A 13608-nucleotide genomic window follows, 5' to 3' on the forward strand; every position below is an offset into this window, starting at 1 on the left:
TGAATGATCATGGCTTATCGCATTCCCATGCAAGAACGCACCCGTACTGCCTCCCTCGCACCGGCTGACGGCCGGGGCGGTGGGGGTGCCGGGCACAATCCGGGCAACTTCGCCAATGACCGCCAGAAAGCCGCGGAGGCAGGCCACAAGGGCGGCCAGCACAGTTCGGGCAATTTTGCCAAAGACCCCGAGCGCGCCGCCGACGCAGGCCATAAGGGGGGGCAGAACAGCCCCGGCAATTTTGCCCATGACCCGGCAAAGGCCGCCGAGGCAGGCCATAAAGGCGGCCAGCACAGCGGCGGTAATTTTGCCAACGACCCCGAACGCGCGGCACAGGCCGGGCGCAAGGGCGGCCAGCATAGCCACGATCACGATAAGTCCTGACTGATGCGGGGGCGCGGAATCCCTGTCTGGTTCCGCCTCCTGTCATTGCCCGGCGGGGCCGGGATGATACGGATTTCTGATCCATCTGGAGTAAAACAATGAAAAAAAGCATGATGGTGATACTCGGGCTGGTCGCCTGCGTGCCCGCGCCGGTCCTGGCCCAGTCCATACCCGAAAAGGCAGGCATCAATTCGCTGATGGGTGTTGCGCCCCGCACGGAAGATTTCATCAAGATCGCCACGATCAGCGATATGTTCGAGATCCAGTCCAGTGAACTGGCATTGCAGGGCAACGACCCCAAGCTTGCCGCCTTTGCCAACCGGATGATCGAAGACCACAAGAAAACATCGGCCGCCCTGAAAGACCTGATCCAGAGCAGCAATGTACAGGTCAGCCCGCCGACCGGCATTGACGAGGCGCATCAGGACAAGCTTGATCACCTCAGGACCCTGCATGGCCGTGACTTCGCCCTGCAGTACCGCGCCGACCAGATCGCGGGGCATGAAGATGCTGTCTCGCTCTTCCGCCGTTACGCGCAGAGCGGTGATAACGCAGCCCTCAAGACATGGGCAGGCAATACATTGCCCACGCTTGAAAACCACCTGCAGATGGCCAAGAACCTGCCTCAGTAAAACCCCGTAAAACCACAGGCGTGCGCCTTTCCTGCCCGGGAGGCGGCCTGTATCAATGTCTGCCAAGGGAGTATTTCCCATGCAATACGGTCAAGACAAACAGTTGCGCGGTGGGGCGACGACCGACCCCCGCCGTGATACGCCCCTAGCCACCCCGGCGGAAAAGCGGCATGTCTTTATTGTGGGGGGCATGGTGGTGTTTTTTGTAACGCTTATCGTGCTGACATGCCTTTTCGCGCCCCATATCCCGCTGCCACGGTTCTGATCGTGGCAGCCCTGCCTGTAAAGCCGCCTTTTTTTCAATCAGGGCGGCTTTATTTTTCCTCTCCAGGCCGGCTGGCTTCAGGCTCGAAGGCAATGTGGTTCCACGCTGTATCGAACCGCCATCGCGGCGGCAGGGCCAGATACCGCGCAAGCTCAGGCCGTGCCGTGGTGACATGACAGGCGTGGACGGTTTTCAGGCTGGCGATGTCATCATCATAGCGGTCGGTGGTGATCCACCAGCCTGACATATGGGGTGGGGACGCATGGCGCACGCCCTGCACTTCATCGCCCTCATGAACCCTATCAAAGATGACTATCAACTGCTCGGGCTCAGGCGGGGTGAACGTGGCCTGTACGGTGCGGCAGGTGGCGTGCTGTTCTTCCCGGTAGGTCACGCAGGCGTCCACGCCGCTCTGTTCTTCCAGCCCGAAGGTGGGGTAGCCGGGCACGGGTTCATGAAAATCGAGGTAGCCGTCAGCCGCAAGCGGCGCTACGCGTGGCCCAGTAGCCGTAACGGATCGGGTCGTCAGGTTCTATGGGCCTGTGTTTTATGGTGATGCGTTCGATGGCGTAGCACAGGAAATTTTCATACCCCGCAAGTAGGCGGGGCTGCGATACGGTGGCGTGCAATTCATGGCCGTTACTGCCCGGTAGGCCCGATGTATGCAGGGTCAGGCCGTTTTTGATGATTTTTAAGGTTGCGTTCACATCCTGCCATTTGCATGCGGCTCCCTGATGGAGAGAATAATAACCGCATCCGTATATATTATAAATAATGACACGAAATTGCCACTTTTATTAAACCGTATAAGTAATACGACTCCACAATCAGTATCACTTAACCGTGTGGGTGAGACCAGGGGGTTAATAACCCGTTAACCGACATAGATCCAGAAATGGCACGGGTTTCTCCTCCTGCAAGGAAACAGGCCGATGATGAATGCGGTTACGCCTTTTTCAGCCCCGATCCGCCTGCTTTCAGTCGCGGCAGAGATGTTTCCCTTCGTCAAGACCGGAGGGCTGGGCGATGTAGTGGGGTCGCTGCCACATGCGCTCGGCCCTTATGGCGTGGAGGTTACAACCCTGCTGCCCGGCTACCCTGCCGTCATGGCGGCATTGCCTGCGCGCGCGCCCGTCATGCATCACCCCGACCTGCTGGGGCACGAGGCCACACTGTGGTCGGCCCATGTGTCCGGGCTGGACCTGCTGGTGCTTGACGTGCCCGCCCTGTTTGATCGCCCCGGCAATCCCTATCTCGGCCCCGAGGGGCAGGACTGGCCCGATAACGGCATCCGCTTCGCCACCCTTGCCCGCATGGCGGCAGATATTGCCTGGGGCCACACGCCGCACCCGCGCCCCGACCTTGTGCAGGCGCATGACTGGCAGGCTGGGCTTACGGCAGCCTACCTGCACCATGACCAGCAGGCGGCTGAACGCGGCGGCCTGCCCGTGGCCACCCGCGTGCCGGTGGTCCAGACCATCCATAACCTTGCCTTCCAGGGGCGTTTTCCCGCCGCGTGCCTTGCCGAATTCCGCCTCCCGCCCGAGGCGTTCTCGGTCGAGGGATGCGAGTGCTACGGGGCCATCAGCTTCCTCAAGGCGGGGCTGTACCATGCCGATCGCATCACCACCGTCTCGCCATCCTACGCGCAGGAAATCCAGACGCCCGAAGGCGGCATGGGCCTCGATGGCCTGCTGCGCCACCGCGGCGACCGGCTAGAAGGCATTCTCAACGGCATCAGTACCGACACATGGAACCCGGCCTCCGACCCGGCGGTGCATTTTCCCTACATGGTGGGCGATACCGTGGGCCGCGCGCCCAACAAGCGCGACCTGCAGGCGGAATTCGGGCTGTGGGCCGACCCCGATGCCTTTGTGGTGGGCGTGGTCAGCCGCCTGACCGCGCAAAAGGGCATCGACCTGCTTGCCGATGTCACGCCACGCCTGCTGGAAGGCAACACCCAGCTTATCGTTGTGGGCGAGGGCGACCGCGAGATCGAGCGCCGCCTCGCTGGCCTGCAACGCCAGTTTCCCGGCCGGTTTGCCTGCCATCTCGGCTATAGTGAATCCCTTGGGCACCGCCTGCCTTCGGCGGTTGATGCGCTGCTCATTCCCTCGCGCTTCGAGCCCTGCGGGCTGACCCAGCTTGGCGCGCTGCGTTATGGCGCGGTGCCGATTGCCGCCCGCGTGGGCGGCCTGGCCGATACGATTGTCAACGCCAATCCCGCAGCCGTTGTCCAGGGCGCTGCGACGGGTTTCCTGTTCACGCCCATTGATGGCGAGACCCTGCTCGCCACCGTGGCGGGCGCGCGCCAGCTCTACCGGCGCAACCGCCGCATGTGGCGCCAGCTCCAGCTTACGGGCGCGGCTTATGACGTGTCGTGGAACGACAAGGCCGCCCATTACGTCAGGCTGTTTGCCGAGATGCTGGGCCTTGATGCGGGCGGGCGGGCGGATTCAAACGTGATCAGCCTGCCATCGGGCCAACGTGGCCTGCGTGAGGGCCGCAGGCGGCGCATCGCGCGCAGGCCACCGCGCCTGTCACGCGCGCTGGCCGTTCCCCATTAACGCGCCCGGCCCCCAACGCTCACAGCCAAACCCCTACAGCACAGTAAAGGCCCCGGCATGCGGATCAGGCAGGATGCAGCTCACTATGTTTTACCCGGTGGTATTGATGATCTTGTGCATGGGCGCAGTTCTGATCCGTTTGCCATTCTTGGCCGCCACAACATGGGGCGCGTCGATGTCATCCGCGTGCTGTACCACGATGCGGCGCGCGTGCGACTGGTGGTTGAGCGCCCGCGCGCCAGCCCGATCGAGCGCCCCATGCGGCGCATGGACGACACGGGGCTGCATGTCGGCACCATTCCCGCAGGGGCGCGCTATCACCTGAAAATCGTCTGGGCCGACGCGGTGGAGGAAACCGCCGACCCGTATTCATTCGGCCTGCTGCTTGATGAGGCGGACCTGACCCTGTTTGCCGAAGGACGCCACCGCCAGCTTGACCAGCTCATGGGCGCGCAGCCCATGGTGGTTGACGGCACGCCGGGCGTGCGCTTTGCCGTGTGGGCGCCCAATGCGCGGCGGGTTTCGGTCATCGGGGACTTCAATTTCTGGGATGGCAGGCGCCACCCCATGCGCCTGCGCCACGCGGCCGGGGTGTGGGAGCTGTTCATTCCCGGCCTCGGCCCCGGCGAGCGTTACAAATTCGAGATCATGACGCGCGAAGGCCACATCCTGCCCCACAAGGCCGATCCCTTCGCCCGGTTTGCCGAGCGCCCGCCCGCCACCGCCTCGGTCGTGGCGTCGCCCGCTCCCTTTGCCTGGAACGATGCTGAGTGGATGGCCACGCGCGGGCGCGCGCAGGCCACGGATGCGCCGTTGGCCATATACGAGCTGCACGTCCCCTCATGGCGCAGGCCCAGGGGTGACCCGGACCGCATCATGTCGTGGCACGAACTCGCGGGCGAACTCATTCCCTACGTGCAGGCGGCGGGTTTTACGCATGTCGAACTCATGCCGGTCATGGAATATCCGTTTGGCGGCTCATGGGGCTACCAGCCGCTCGGGCTGTTCGCGCCCTCGGCCCGGCATGGCACGCCCGCTGATTTCGCGGCCTTTATCGATGCCTGCCACGCAGCGGGCATCGGCGTGATCCTGGACTGGGTGCCCGCCCATTTTCCCAACGATGTGCACGGGCTGGCCTGTTTCGATGGCTGCGCGCTGTATGAGCATCAGGACCCGCGCGAGGGCGTGCACCGCGACTGGAACACCCATATCTATAATTTCGGCCGCCATGAGGTGCGCGGCTTCCTCATCGCCAGCGCGCTGATGTGGCTGGAGCGCTTTCATATCGACGGGCTGCGCGTCGATGCGGTGGCCTCCATGCTCTACCGCGACTACAGCAGGCGGGAAGGGGAGTGGATACCCAACATTCATGGCGGGCGTGAAAACCTCGAGGCCGTGGCCTTCCTGCGCCAGCTCAACGAGACCGTGCGCGAAACCTGCCCCGATGCGATGATGATTGCCGAGGAATCCACCGCCTGGCCCGGCGTGACCCGCCCGGTGGCGCAGGGGGGGCTTGGCTTTTCATATAAGTGGAACATGGGCTGGATGCATGACAGCCTGCGCTTCTTTGCGCGTGACCCGCTGTGGCGCGGCCATCACCTCAATGAAATCCTGTTCGGGCTGCATTATGCCTTCAGCGAGCATTTCATCCTGTGCCTGTCGCATGATGAAGTGACCCACGGCAAAGGCTCGCTTCTGGCGCGCATGCCCGGTGATGGCTGGCAGCGCCATGCCAACCTGCGGGTGTTTTTTGCCTTCATGTGGGCCCATCCGGGGCGCAAGCTGGTATTCATGGGGGCCGAACTGGCGCAGGAGGCGGAATGGTCGCATGAGGGCGAGCCGCCCTGGCGCAGTCTGGATGATCCGCTCAAGGCGGGCATGCTGGGTCTCGTCACCGATCTCAACCGCCTCTATCGCGACCTGCCAGCACTCCACATGCTTGACAGCGACCCCGCCGGTTTTGCGTGGATGATTGGCGATGACACCGCCAACGCCGTGCTGGCCTGGCTGCGGCTGGCACCGGGCCATGCCCCGGTTCTGGTGGTGCTCAACCTGACACCCGTGGTGCGCCGTGGCTACCGCGTGGGCGTGCCGGTGGGCGGGCCGTGGCGCGAGCGCCTCAATTCCGATGCCTCCGCCTATGGCGGCAGCGGGGTGGGCAATGGCGGGGGTGTCATGGCGCAGCCCGAGCCCGCGCACGGCCAGCCCTGCTCGTGCGTGCTGACCCTGCCGCCGCTGGCAGCGCTTTACCTTCAGCCCGCGGGAGAAGGATCATGATGCGTTTCCCGCCCGCGCTATCGCCCGGCAGCCCCACCCGCCTCGGCGCGTGCTGGGATGGGCTTGGCGTCAATTTCGCGGTGTTCTCGGCCAATGCGCAGCAGATCGACCTGTGCATTTTCGACCCGCGCGACCGGCGCGAGATCGCGCGCTTCCGCCTGCCCGAATACACCAATGAAATCTGGCACGGCTACCTGCCCGACGCCGAGCCGGGGCTGTTATACGGCTTCCGGGCCTTCGGGCCATACGACCCCGCCAACGGTCACCGCTTCAACCCGCACAAGCTGCTGATCGATCCCTATGCCCGCAGGCTCACGGGGCCGGTTTCATGGTCGGACACGCAGTTCGGCTACCGCCTGCACTCGCCGCGGGCCGACCTGTCCTTCGACCGGCGTGACAGCGCACCCTCCATGCCAAAATGCGTGGTGGTGAACGATGCCTATGAGTGGGAGGACGACATCCTGCCCCGCGTGCCGTGGGCGGATACCGTCATCATGGAGGCGCATGTCAGGGGCCTGACCATGCAGCGCGCGATGGAGCGCGGCCCCCAGCCGGGCACGTTCCAGGCCCTTGGCGCGCCCGAAATGATCGCGCACCTGCGCAGGCTGGGCGTGACCACGCTCGAACTCCTGCCCATCCAGTGCTTTGCCCCCGAGCGTTACCTGATCGAGCGCAGGCTGACCAATTACTGGGGCTACAACACGCTGGCGTTTTTCGTGCCGCATGCGGGCTATCTGGCCAGCGGCTCGGCGCACGAGTTGCGCGCAGCCATCAGGCGGCTGCACAAGGCGGGCATCGAGGTGGTGATGGATGTGGTCTACAACCACACCTGCGAGGGCAGCGAACTCGGCCCCACCCTGTGCTACCGGGGGCTGGACAACGCCACCTATTACAGCCTCGTGCCCGGTGACGAGCGGCACCTGATCAACGATACCGGCTGCGGCAACACGCTCAACCTGTCGCACCCGCGCGTGTTGCAGATGGTGCTGGACTCGCTGCGCTACTGGGCGGACGAATTCCACATTGATGGTTTCCGCTTCGACCTCGCCCCGGTGCTCGGGCGCGAACCCTATGGCTTCGATCAGGGATCAGGCTTTTTTGATGCCATCATCCAGGACCCCTTGCTGTCCACGCGCAAGCTGATTGCCGAGCCATGGGACCCCGGCCCCGGCGGCTACCAGTTCGGCAACTTCCCGCCCGGCTTTGCCGAATGGAATGACCGCTTCCGTGATACCACGCGGCGCTTCTGGCGTGGCGATGGCCAGCAGCAGGGCGATATCGCCGCCCGCATCGCGGGCTCGGGCGACCTGCTCGACCACAGGGGCCGCAGGCCGTGGAGTTCGGTCAACCTCATTACCGCGCATGACGGCTTCACGCTCGAGGACGTGGTCAGCTATGCCGAGCGCCATAACGAGGCCAATGGGGAAGATGGCCAGGATGGCAGCGCCGACAACAACAGCGCCAACTGGGGCGTGGAAGGCCCGACCGATGACCCCGCCATCCTCGACCTCCGTGGCCGCGTGCAGCGCGCCATGATGGCCACCCTCATGTTCTCGCACGGAACCCCCATGCTGCTGGCGGGCGATGAGTTTGGCCAGACCCAGAATGGCAACAACAACACCTATTGCCAGGACAACCCCACAAGCTGGCTGGACTGGCAGCGCGCCGCCTCGCCGCAGGGCCAGTTGATGACCGCTTTTGTCGCCCGCCTTGCCACGCTGCGCCGGGCGCACCCCTCGCTGCGGGCGGCGCGCTACATGCATGGCCGCCACAGGCCGCTGCCCGACGTGCCCGATATCGGCTGGTTCGGCCATGATGGCACGCCCATGGGGGTGGAGCAGTGGAATGACGAGACATTCCACCTGCTTGGCGTGCGCCGCGCCAGCATCGGGGCCGATGGCGCGGTCGATATTACCTACATGCTGCTCAACCCCGGCGGGAGCGATGTGAACGCGACGCTGCCCGGACCCGAAGGGCAGTGGACCCTGCTGCTCGACACCACGCAGCCCGAACGGGCGGTGCAGGCGCTGGGTCCGGACGCGCATGACATTACCGTGCCCGCCCACGGGCTTATGCTGCTGGCCTTCGCGCATGGTGGCGATAATGCAGGGAAGGACGCCGCATGAGCACCCATTTCCAGTCTGACCGCTATGTCGGGGCCACGTTGCTTGATGCCGGGCATACCCGCTTCCGGTTCTGGGCGCCCTCATGCCACACGGTCCTGCTCGAGGCGCAGGGCCATGCGCCCGTTGCCATGGCCCGCGACAGGGAAGGGTGGTTTGAATGCGTGTTTCCCTGCGGGGCGGGCACGCGCTACCGCTACCGCGTGGCCCGTGACCTTGCCGTGCCGGACCCCGCCTCATGCTGCCAGCCCGATGACGTGCGTGGGCCAAGCGAGGTGGTCGATCCCGCCGCCTATGACTGGCGGCATGCCGCATGGCCGGGCCGTCCGTGGCATGAGGTGGTCATATACGAGGTGCATGTGGGCCTGATGGGCGGTTATGACGGCGTGGCCCGCGACCTGCCGCGCCTTGCCGCCCTTGGCGTGACCGCCATCGAACTCATGCCGCTGGCCGAGGTGCCGGGCGGACGCAACTGGGGCTATGACGGCGTGCTGCCTTTCGCCCCGGAATCCGCATACGGTCCGCCCGATGCGCTCAAGGCGCTGATTGATACGGCGCACGGGCTGGGGCTCATGGTGTTTCTGGACGTGGTGTACAACCATTTCGGCCCGGACGGGAATTACCTGGCTGACTACGCAACGCCCTTCTTCCGCTACGATACGGCAACGCCGTGGGGGGCGGCCATTGATTTCGGGCAGGAGGCGGTCAGTCAGTTCTTCATTGATAACGCGCTGTACTGGCTCATGGAATTCCGCTTTGACGGACTTCGGCTTGATGCCGTGCAGGCCATTGTGGACCGGGGCTGGCTTCTGGCGTTGCCTGCCATCATCCGCAACCATGTCGAGCGCGGGCGGCATGTGCACCTGATCGTGGAAAATGAGAACAATGATGCCGGCCTGCTGCGCGCGGGCTATCGCGCCCAGTGGAATGATGACGCCCATAACGCCCTGCATGTGCTGCTGACCGGCGAGGAGGAGGGCTATTATGGCAATTTCGCCCCCGACCCGGCACCAGCACTTGCGCGCGTGCTGGCCGAGGGTTTTGCCTTTCAGGGTGAGGTGCAGCCGGTCAATGGCAAGGCAAGGGGCAGCCCGAGTGCTGACCTTGCGCCTGACCGCTTCATCATCTTTTTGCAAAACCATGACCAGATCGGTAACCGCGCGCTAGGCGAGCGGCTGGGCGTGCTGGCCGCGCCACAGGCCCTGCGCGCGGCCTACGGGCTGGTGCTCCTGTGCCCGCAGATCCCGATGCTGTTCATGGGCGAGGAATGGGGCTCGCGCCAGCCCTTCCTGTTCTTTACCGACTACAACCCGGCGCTCGGCCGGATCGTGCGCGAGGGGCGGCGGCAGGAATTTGCCGGTTTCTCGCATTTCGCCTCGGCGGAAAAGCGCGACACCATCCCCGATCCCAACGCGCCCGAAACCTATGCTACCTCGCGCCTCGACCCCGCCGAGCGCGATAGACCAGCCCACAGGGAATGGAACGCGCAGATTGCGCAGCTACTGGCCCTGCGTCACGCCGAGATCACGCCCCGCCTGCCCGGCGCGCGCGCCATGGGGGCGCAGGTTCTGGGCAGGGGGGCGGTTTTTGCCCGGTGGCGCATGGGCGATGGGGCGGTGCTGTCCATTGCCCTCAACCTGGCCGATGCGGCAGTGCCGCTGCCAGACATGCCGCAGGGGCGCTGCCTGCATGCGGTGCTGCCGCACGGGGTGGACCTGTTCTGCGCAACCCTGCCCCCTTATGCCATGATGGCCTGCCTGAACGAGGCCGAGGATGAATAACCGCACCCTTGTCGAGCGTGCCCGCCATGCCGGGCTGAGCCTGCGCTGGCGCGATGCCGCGGGCGAGATGCACCGCGTCTCGAACGAGAGCCTGCGCCGCCTGCTGGCCGTGCTGGAAGGTCATGCCCCGCCGCCACCCCCGCGCGGGGCACTGCCCGCCATGGTGGTGGGCATTGCAGGCCAGGCGACCGTGCTGCCCCTGCCACCCGGTGATGCCGGGGGCCGGTTTCGCCTCGTGCTGGAAAATGGCGCGGAAATTGAAGGAAAGCTGCGCCTGATGCGTGGCCACCCCGCGCTGCCCCCCGTGGGCGTGTGCGGCTACCACCGGCTGGAAGTGGGCGACACGACCGCAACACTGGCCATTGCGCCCCCGTCCTGCCCGCGCGTGAGCCGGATATGCGCAGGCGGCAGCGTGCGGGCGTGGGGGCTGGGCGCGCAGGTTTATGGCCTGCGCATGGCGGGCGATGGGGGGATTGGCCATTTTGGCGCGACGGAAACCCTGGCCCGCACGGCTGCGGCACGCGGAGCGGATGCGCTGGCCATCAGCCCGGCCCATGCCATGTTTGCCGCGCGGCCCGGGCAGTACAGCCCGTATTCACCCTCATCGCGCCTGTTCCTGAATGGCTTGCTGGCTGACCCGCATGCGGTGTTCGACGCGGCAACCGTGCAGGCCGCCGTGGTCAGGGAGGGGGCGGCCTATGTCGATACGCTCAGGCAGCTTGAGGATGCGGCGCTGATTGACTGGGTGCGGGCCAGCACATGCCGCTACCGGTTGCTCAGGCGGCTGTATGATGACCGGATCGCGGCCAGTCCGCCACAGGCCATGCGCGACTTTCGCGCGGCCGGGGGGCGTGCGCTCGAGCAGCATGCCCTGTTCGAGGCATTGCACGCCTATTTCTCCACCCGTGGTGAACGCGGCGGCGACTGGCGGCGCTGGCCCGTGCCCATGCGCCAGCCTGACAGCCCGGAAGTGGCGCGTTTTGCGCAGGAATTCGCCCATGACGTGACATTCCATGTGTTCGTGCAGTGGCTGGCGGCCACCAGCCTGGCCCGTGCCTGCGCGCGTGCGCGGGCGGCGGGCATGCGCATCGGGCTGATCAAGGACATGGCGGTGGGCGTGGACCCCACGGGCAGCGAATGCTGGGCGCGCCAGTCCGAATTCCTGCTTGGCGCGGGCATTGGCGCACCGCCCGATGCGCTGAGCCCGCTGGGGCAGGACTGGGGGCTGACCACGTTTTCACCCGCCGGGCTGCGGGCTACGGGCTACCGCGCCTTTATCGATACGTTGCGCGCGGGATTTGCGCATGGCGGAGGCTTGCGCATCGACCATGTCATGGCGCTGGAACGGCTGTGGATCATACCGCAGGGCGGCGCTTCGGCTGAGGGGAGTTACCTGTCCTTTCCCGTGCGCGACCTCATGCGGCTCGTCGCCCTTGAGGCCATGCGGGCCGATGCCATGGTGATTGGCGAGGATCTGGGCACGGTCACCACCGCGTTTCGCAAGGCGGCAGGCGCGCATGGCATCATGGGCATGAACGTGCTGTTTTTCGAGCGCACGCCGCAAGGGGTGTTCAGGCCACCCGCCACATGGTCGCCCCAGGCCACCGCCATGACCACCACCCATGACCTGCCCACGGTGGCAGGCTGGTGGCAGGGAACGGACATTTCCTGGCGCGAGAAATTGCATCAGCTCCCCGTGGGCCTCGACCCCAACACCGTGCATGACGAGCGTGAAAATGACCGCACCGCCCTGTGGTCCGCCCTGATGCACGACCGGCCTGCATCTGCCGCGCGCGGCAGGGGCGGGGAGAAGCCACCGCCCGACGCCACGGGGGCGGCAAGGGTGGTGGATGAGGCCATCGGCTTCGTGGGCCGGGCCGCGTGCCCGCTTGCCCTCATGGCGGTGGAGGACATGCTCGGCCTTGCCGAGCAGCCTAACCTGCCCGGCACCACGAGCGGGCACCCCAACTGGCAGCGCCGCTACCCCGGCATGACCGCAACCCTGCTGTCAGGGCATGATACGCGCCGGCGCTTCAACCGCCTGCGCGCGGGGCGTGCCCATGAATAACACCACCCCGGCCGCCCTGGTGCGGGCCACGCTGCGGCTGCAGTTCCGCGCGGGCATGACAATCGATGACGCCACGGCCCTCGTGCCGCAATTCGCCCGCCTTGGCATAAGCCATCTTTACGCCTCGCCCCTGTTTGCCGCGCGCCCCGGCTCGACCCATGGCTACGATACCGTGGCTTATGACCAAATCGACCCGGCACTGGGTGGCGAGGCGGCACTGGTGCGCCTGACTGACCGGCTGCATGCCCACGGCATGGGGCTGATCCTTGATATCGTGCCCAACCACATGGCCGTTGATGCCCATAATGCGTGGTGGATGGATGTGCTGGCCTGGGGGCAGGCTTCGGCGCATGCCACGTGGTTCGACATCAACTGGCATGACCCCGCCCCGGATCTGCGCGGGCGCGTGCTGCTGCCCTTCCTTGATCGCCCGCTGCCCGAGGCAATGATGGCAGGCAGCCTTGTCCTGCGCCATGACGGGGATGGGGGACTGTTCCACATCCAGCACCATGAGCACAGCTTTCCGCTGAGCCCGGCCAGCTACGCGGCCCTGCTGGCGCAGGTGGAGGCCCCCGGCGCGCTGCTTGCGGCCTTCACCACCGTGGCGCTGCGCGGCGGGCCGGGGGCGGAAGCGGATTCCGCGCTGGCGGCCCTGCGGCACTGGGCGGCAACACAGCGCGGGCAGGCAGCCATGATGCGCCTTGCCAGCCTGCATGATGGATGCGACCCCGCAGGCCGCACCCGGCTGGAACGCCTGCTGGCCGCGCAGCCATGGCGTCTGGCCTGCTGGCGTGAGGCCGCGACACGGATCAACTGGCGGCGGTTTTTTGACATTACCGGCCTTGTGGGCGTGTGCGTGGAGCGCGCGGAGGTGTTCGAGGCGGTGCATGGCTATCTGTTCTCGCTGTATCAGCGCGGACTGGTTGACGGCGTGCGGGTCGATCATATTGATGGGCTGGCCGCGCCTGCCGCCTACTGCCAGCGCCTGCGCGCCCGGCTTGACGCACTGGGCCGCCTGCGCCCCGAAAGCGCCCTGCCGGGCGCGGCCATTTACGTGGAAAAAATCCTTGCCACCCATGAGAGCCTGCCTGCCGCTTGGCCGGTTGAAGGCACCACGGGCTACGACTTCATGGATCAGGTCTCCGCCGTGCTGCATGATGCCCGCGCGGCCCCCGTGCTGGATCGGCTGTGGGCAGCGTGCGGGCCAGATGCCAGAGCCTGCGGCCTGATTGCGCGCGAGGCCCGCGTGCAACTGCTGGCCGGGGGCTTTGCTGCCGAATTCGGGCAACTGACCCGCCTGCTGGCCACGGCGCTGAAGGCGCGGGGGGCGGACTGCATGCCTGCGGCAGACCTGCGGGCCGTGCTTGAGGCCGTGCTGGTCTCCTTCACGTTTTACCGCACCTATTTTGGCGATGAGGTGATGCAGGACCATGCCGAAGATGGCGCGGCCCTGCACGCGGCCAGCACGGCCGCCCGGCCACGGCTGGAAGCCCGGCTGCAACCGGTGCTTG

At 65.9% G+C, this 13608-nt stretch carries 11 protein-coding genes; 9 read left to right on the forward strand and 2 right to left on the reverse strand.

Features of this window, described 5'->3' with window-relative positions:
• The first annotated feature begins 9 nt into the window (after positions 1 to 9).
• The 3 genes from GXY01S_RS12670 to GXY01S_RS18245 all read left to right on the forward strand — a co-directional run bounded on the left by GXY01S_RS12670 (position 10) and on the right by GXY01S_RS18245 (position 1281).
• Positions 10 to 384, forward strand: a complete 375-nt coding sequence (locus tag GXY01S_RS12670; RefSeq protein ID WP_061275653.1) for a con-10 family general stress protein — start codon at positions 10 to 12, stop codon at positions 382 to 384.
• A 98-nt stretch (positions 385 to 482) separates the two neighbouring features.
• Entirely contained in the window at positions 483 to 1016 is a 534-nt protein-coding gene (locus GXY01S_RS12675; RefSeq protein ID WP_061275633.1) for a DUF4142 domain-containing protein, read from the forward strand.
• Between the two features lie 79 nt (positions 1017 to 1095).
• Positions 1096 to 1281, forward strand: coding sequence for a hypothetical protein (locus GXY01S_RS18245; protein WP_129551207.1), 186 nt, complete (start codon positions 1096 to 1098; stop codon positions 1279 to 1281).
• A 49-nt stretch (positions 1282 to 1330) separates the two neighbouring features.
• Here GXY01S_RS18245 and GXY01S_RS12680 read toward each other — a convergent pair whose 3' ends face one another.
• Positions 1331 to 1729 (reverse strand): immunity protein Imm33 domain-containing protein, encoded by a 399-nt coding sequence (locus GXY01S_RS12680; protein ID WP_174520966.1) that lies wholly within the window; start codon positions 1727 to 1729, stop codon positions 1331 to 1333.
• Between the two features lie 25 nt (positions 1730 to 1754).
• Positions 1755 to 1988, reverse strand: coding sequence for a hypothetical protein (locus GXY01S_RS12685; RefSeq protein WP_061275638.1), 234 nt, complete (start codon positions 1986 to 1988; stop codon positions 1755 to 1757).
• A 225-nt stretch (positions 1989 to 2213) separates the two neighbouring features.
• Between GXY01S_RS12685 and glgA the strand changes: the two genes are divergently transcribed.
• The 6 genes from glgA to GXY01S_RS12715 form a co-directional block, all read left to right on the forward strand.
• Positions 2214 to 3848, forward strand: coding sequence for a glycogen synthase GlgA (glgA, locus tag GXY01S_RS12690; RefSeq protein ID WP_061275640.1), 1635 nt, complete (start codon positions 2214 to 2216; stop codon positions 3846 to 3848).
• Positions 3849 to 3905: 57 nt separating this feature from the next.
• Positions 3906 to 6125 (forward strand): 1,4-alpha-glucan branching protein GlgB, encoded by a 2220-nt coding sequence (gene glgB / locus GXY01S_RS12695; RefSeq protein ID WP_061275642.1) that lies wholly within the window; start codon positions 3906 to 3908, stop codon positions 6123 to 6125.
• Positions 6122 to 8251, forward strand: coding sequence for a glycogen debranching protein GlgX (gene glgX / locus GXY01S_RS12700; protein ID WP_061275644.1), 2130 nt, complete (start codon positions 6122 to 6124; stop codon positions 8249 to 8251). The genes glgB and glgX overlap by 4 nt, the downstream gene beginning before the upstream one ends.
• Positions 8248 to 10029 (forward strand): malto-oligosyltrehalose trehalohydrolase, encoded by a 1782-nt coding sequence (gene treZ, locus GXY01S_RS12705; RefSeq protein WP_061275646.1) that lies wholly within the window; start codon positions 8248 to 8250, stop codon positions 10027 to 10029. Before glgX ends, treZ begins: the two co-directional genes overlap by 4 nt.
• Positions 10022 to 12097: a 4-alpha-glucanotransferase gene (gene malQ / locus GXY01S_RS12710; protein WP_061275649.1), complete on the forward strand. Its 2076-nt coding sequence runs from the start codon at positions 10022 to 10024 to the stop codon at positions 12095 to 12097. The genes treZ and malQ overlap by 8 nt, the downstream gene beginning before the upstream one ends.
• Positions 12090 to 13608 (forward strand): alpha-amylase family glycosyl hydrolase (locus GXY01S_RS12715; protein WP_255210438.1); only part of this gene is annotated, 1519 nt, incomplete at its 3' end. The genes malQ and GXY01S_RS12715, both read left to right, overlap by 8 nt.

This window comes from Komagataeibacter xylinus NBRC 15237, assembly GCF_001571345.1.
Taxonomy (GTDB): Bacteria; Pseudomonadota; Alphaproteobacteria; order Acetobacterales; family Acetobacteraceae; genus Komagataeibacter; species Komagataeibacter xylinus.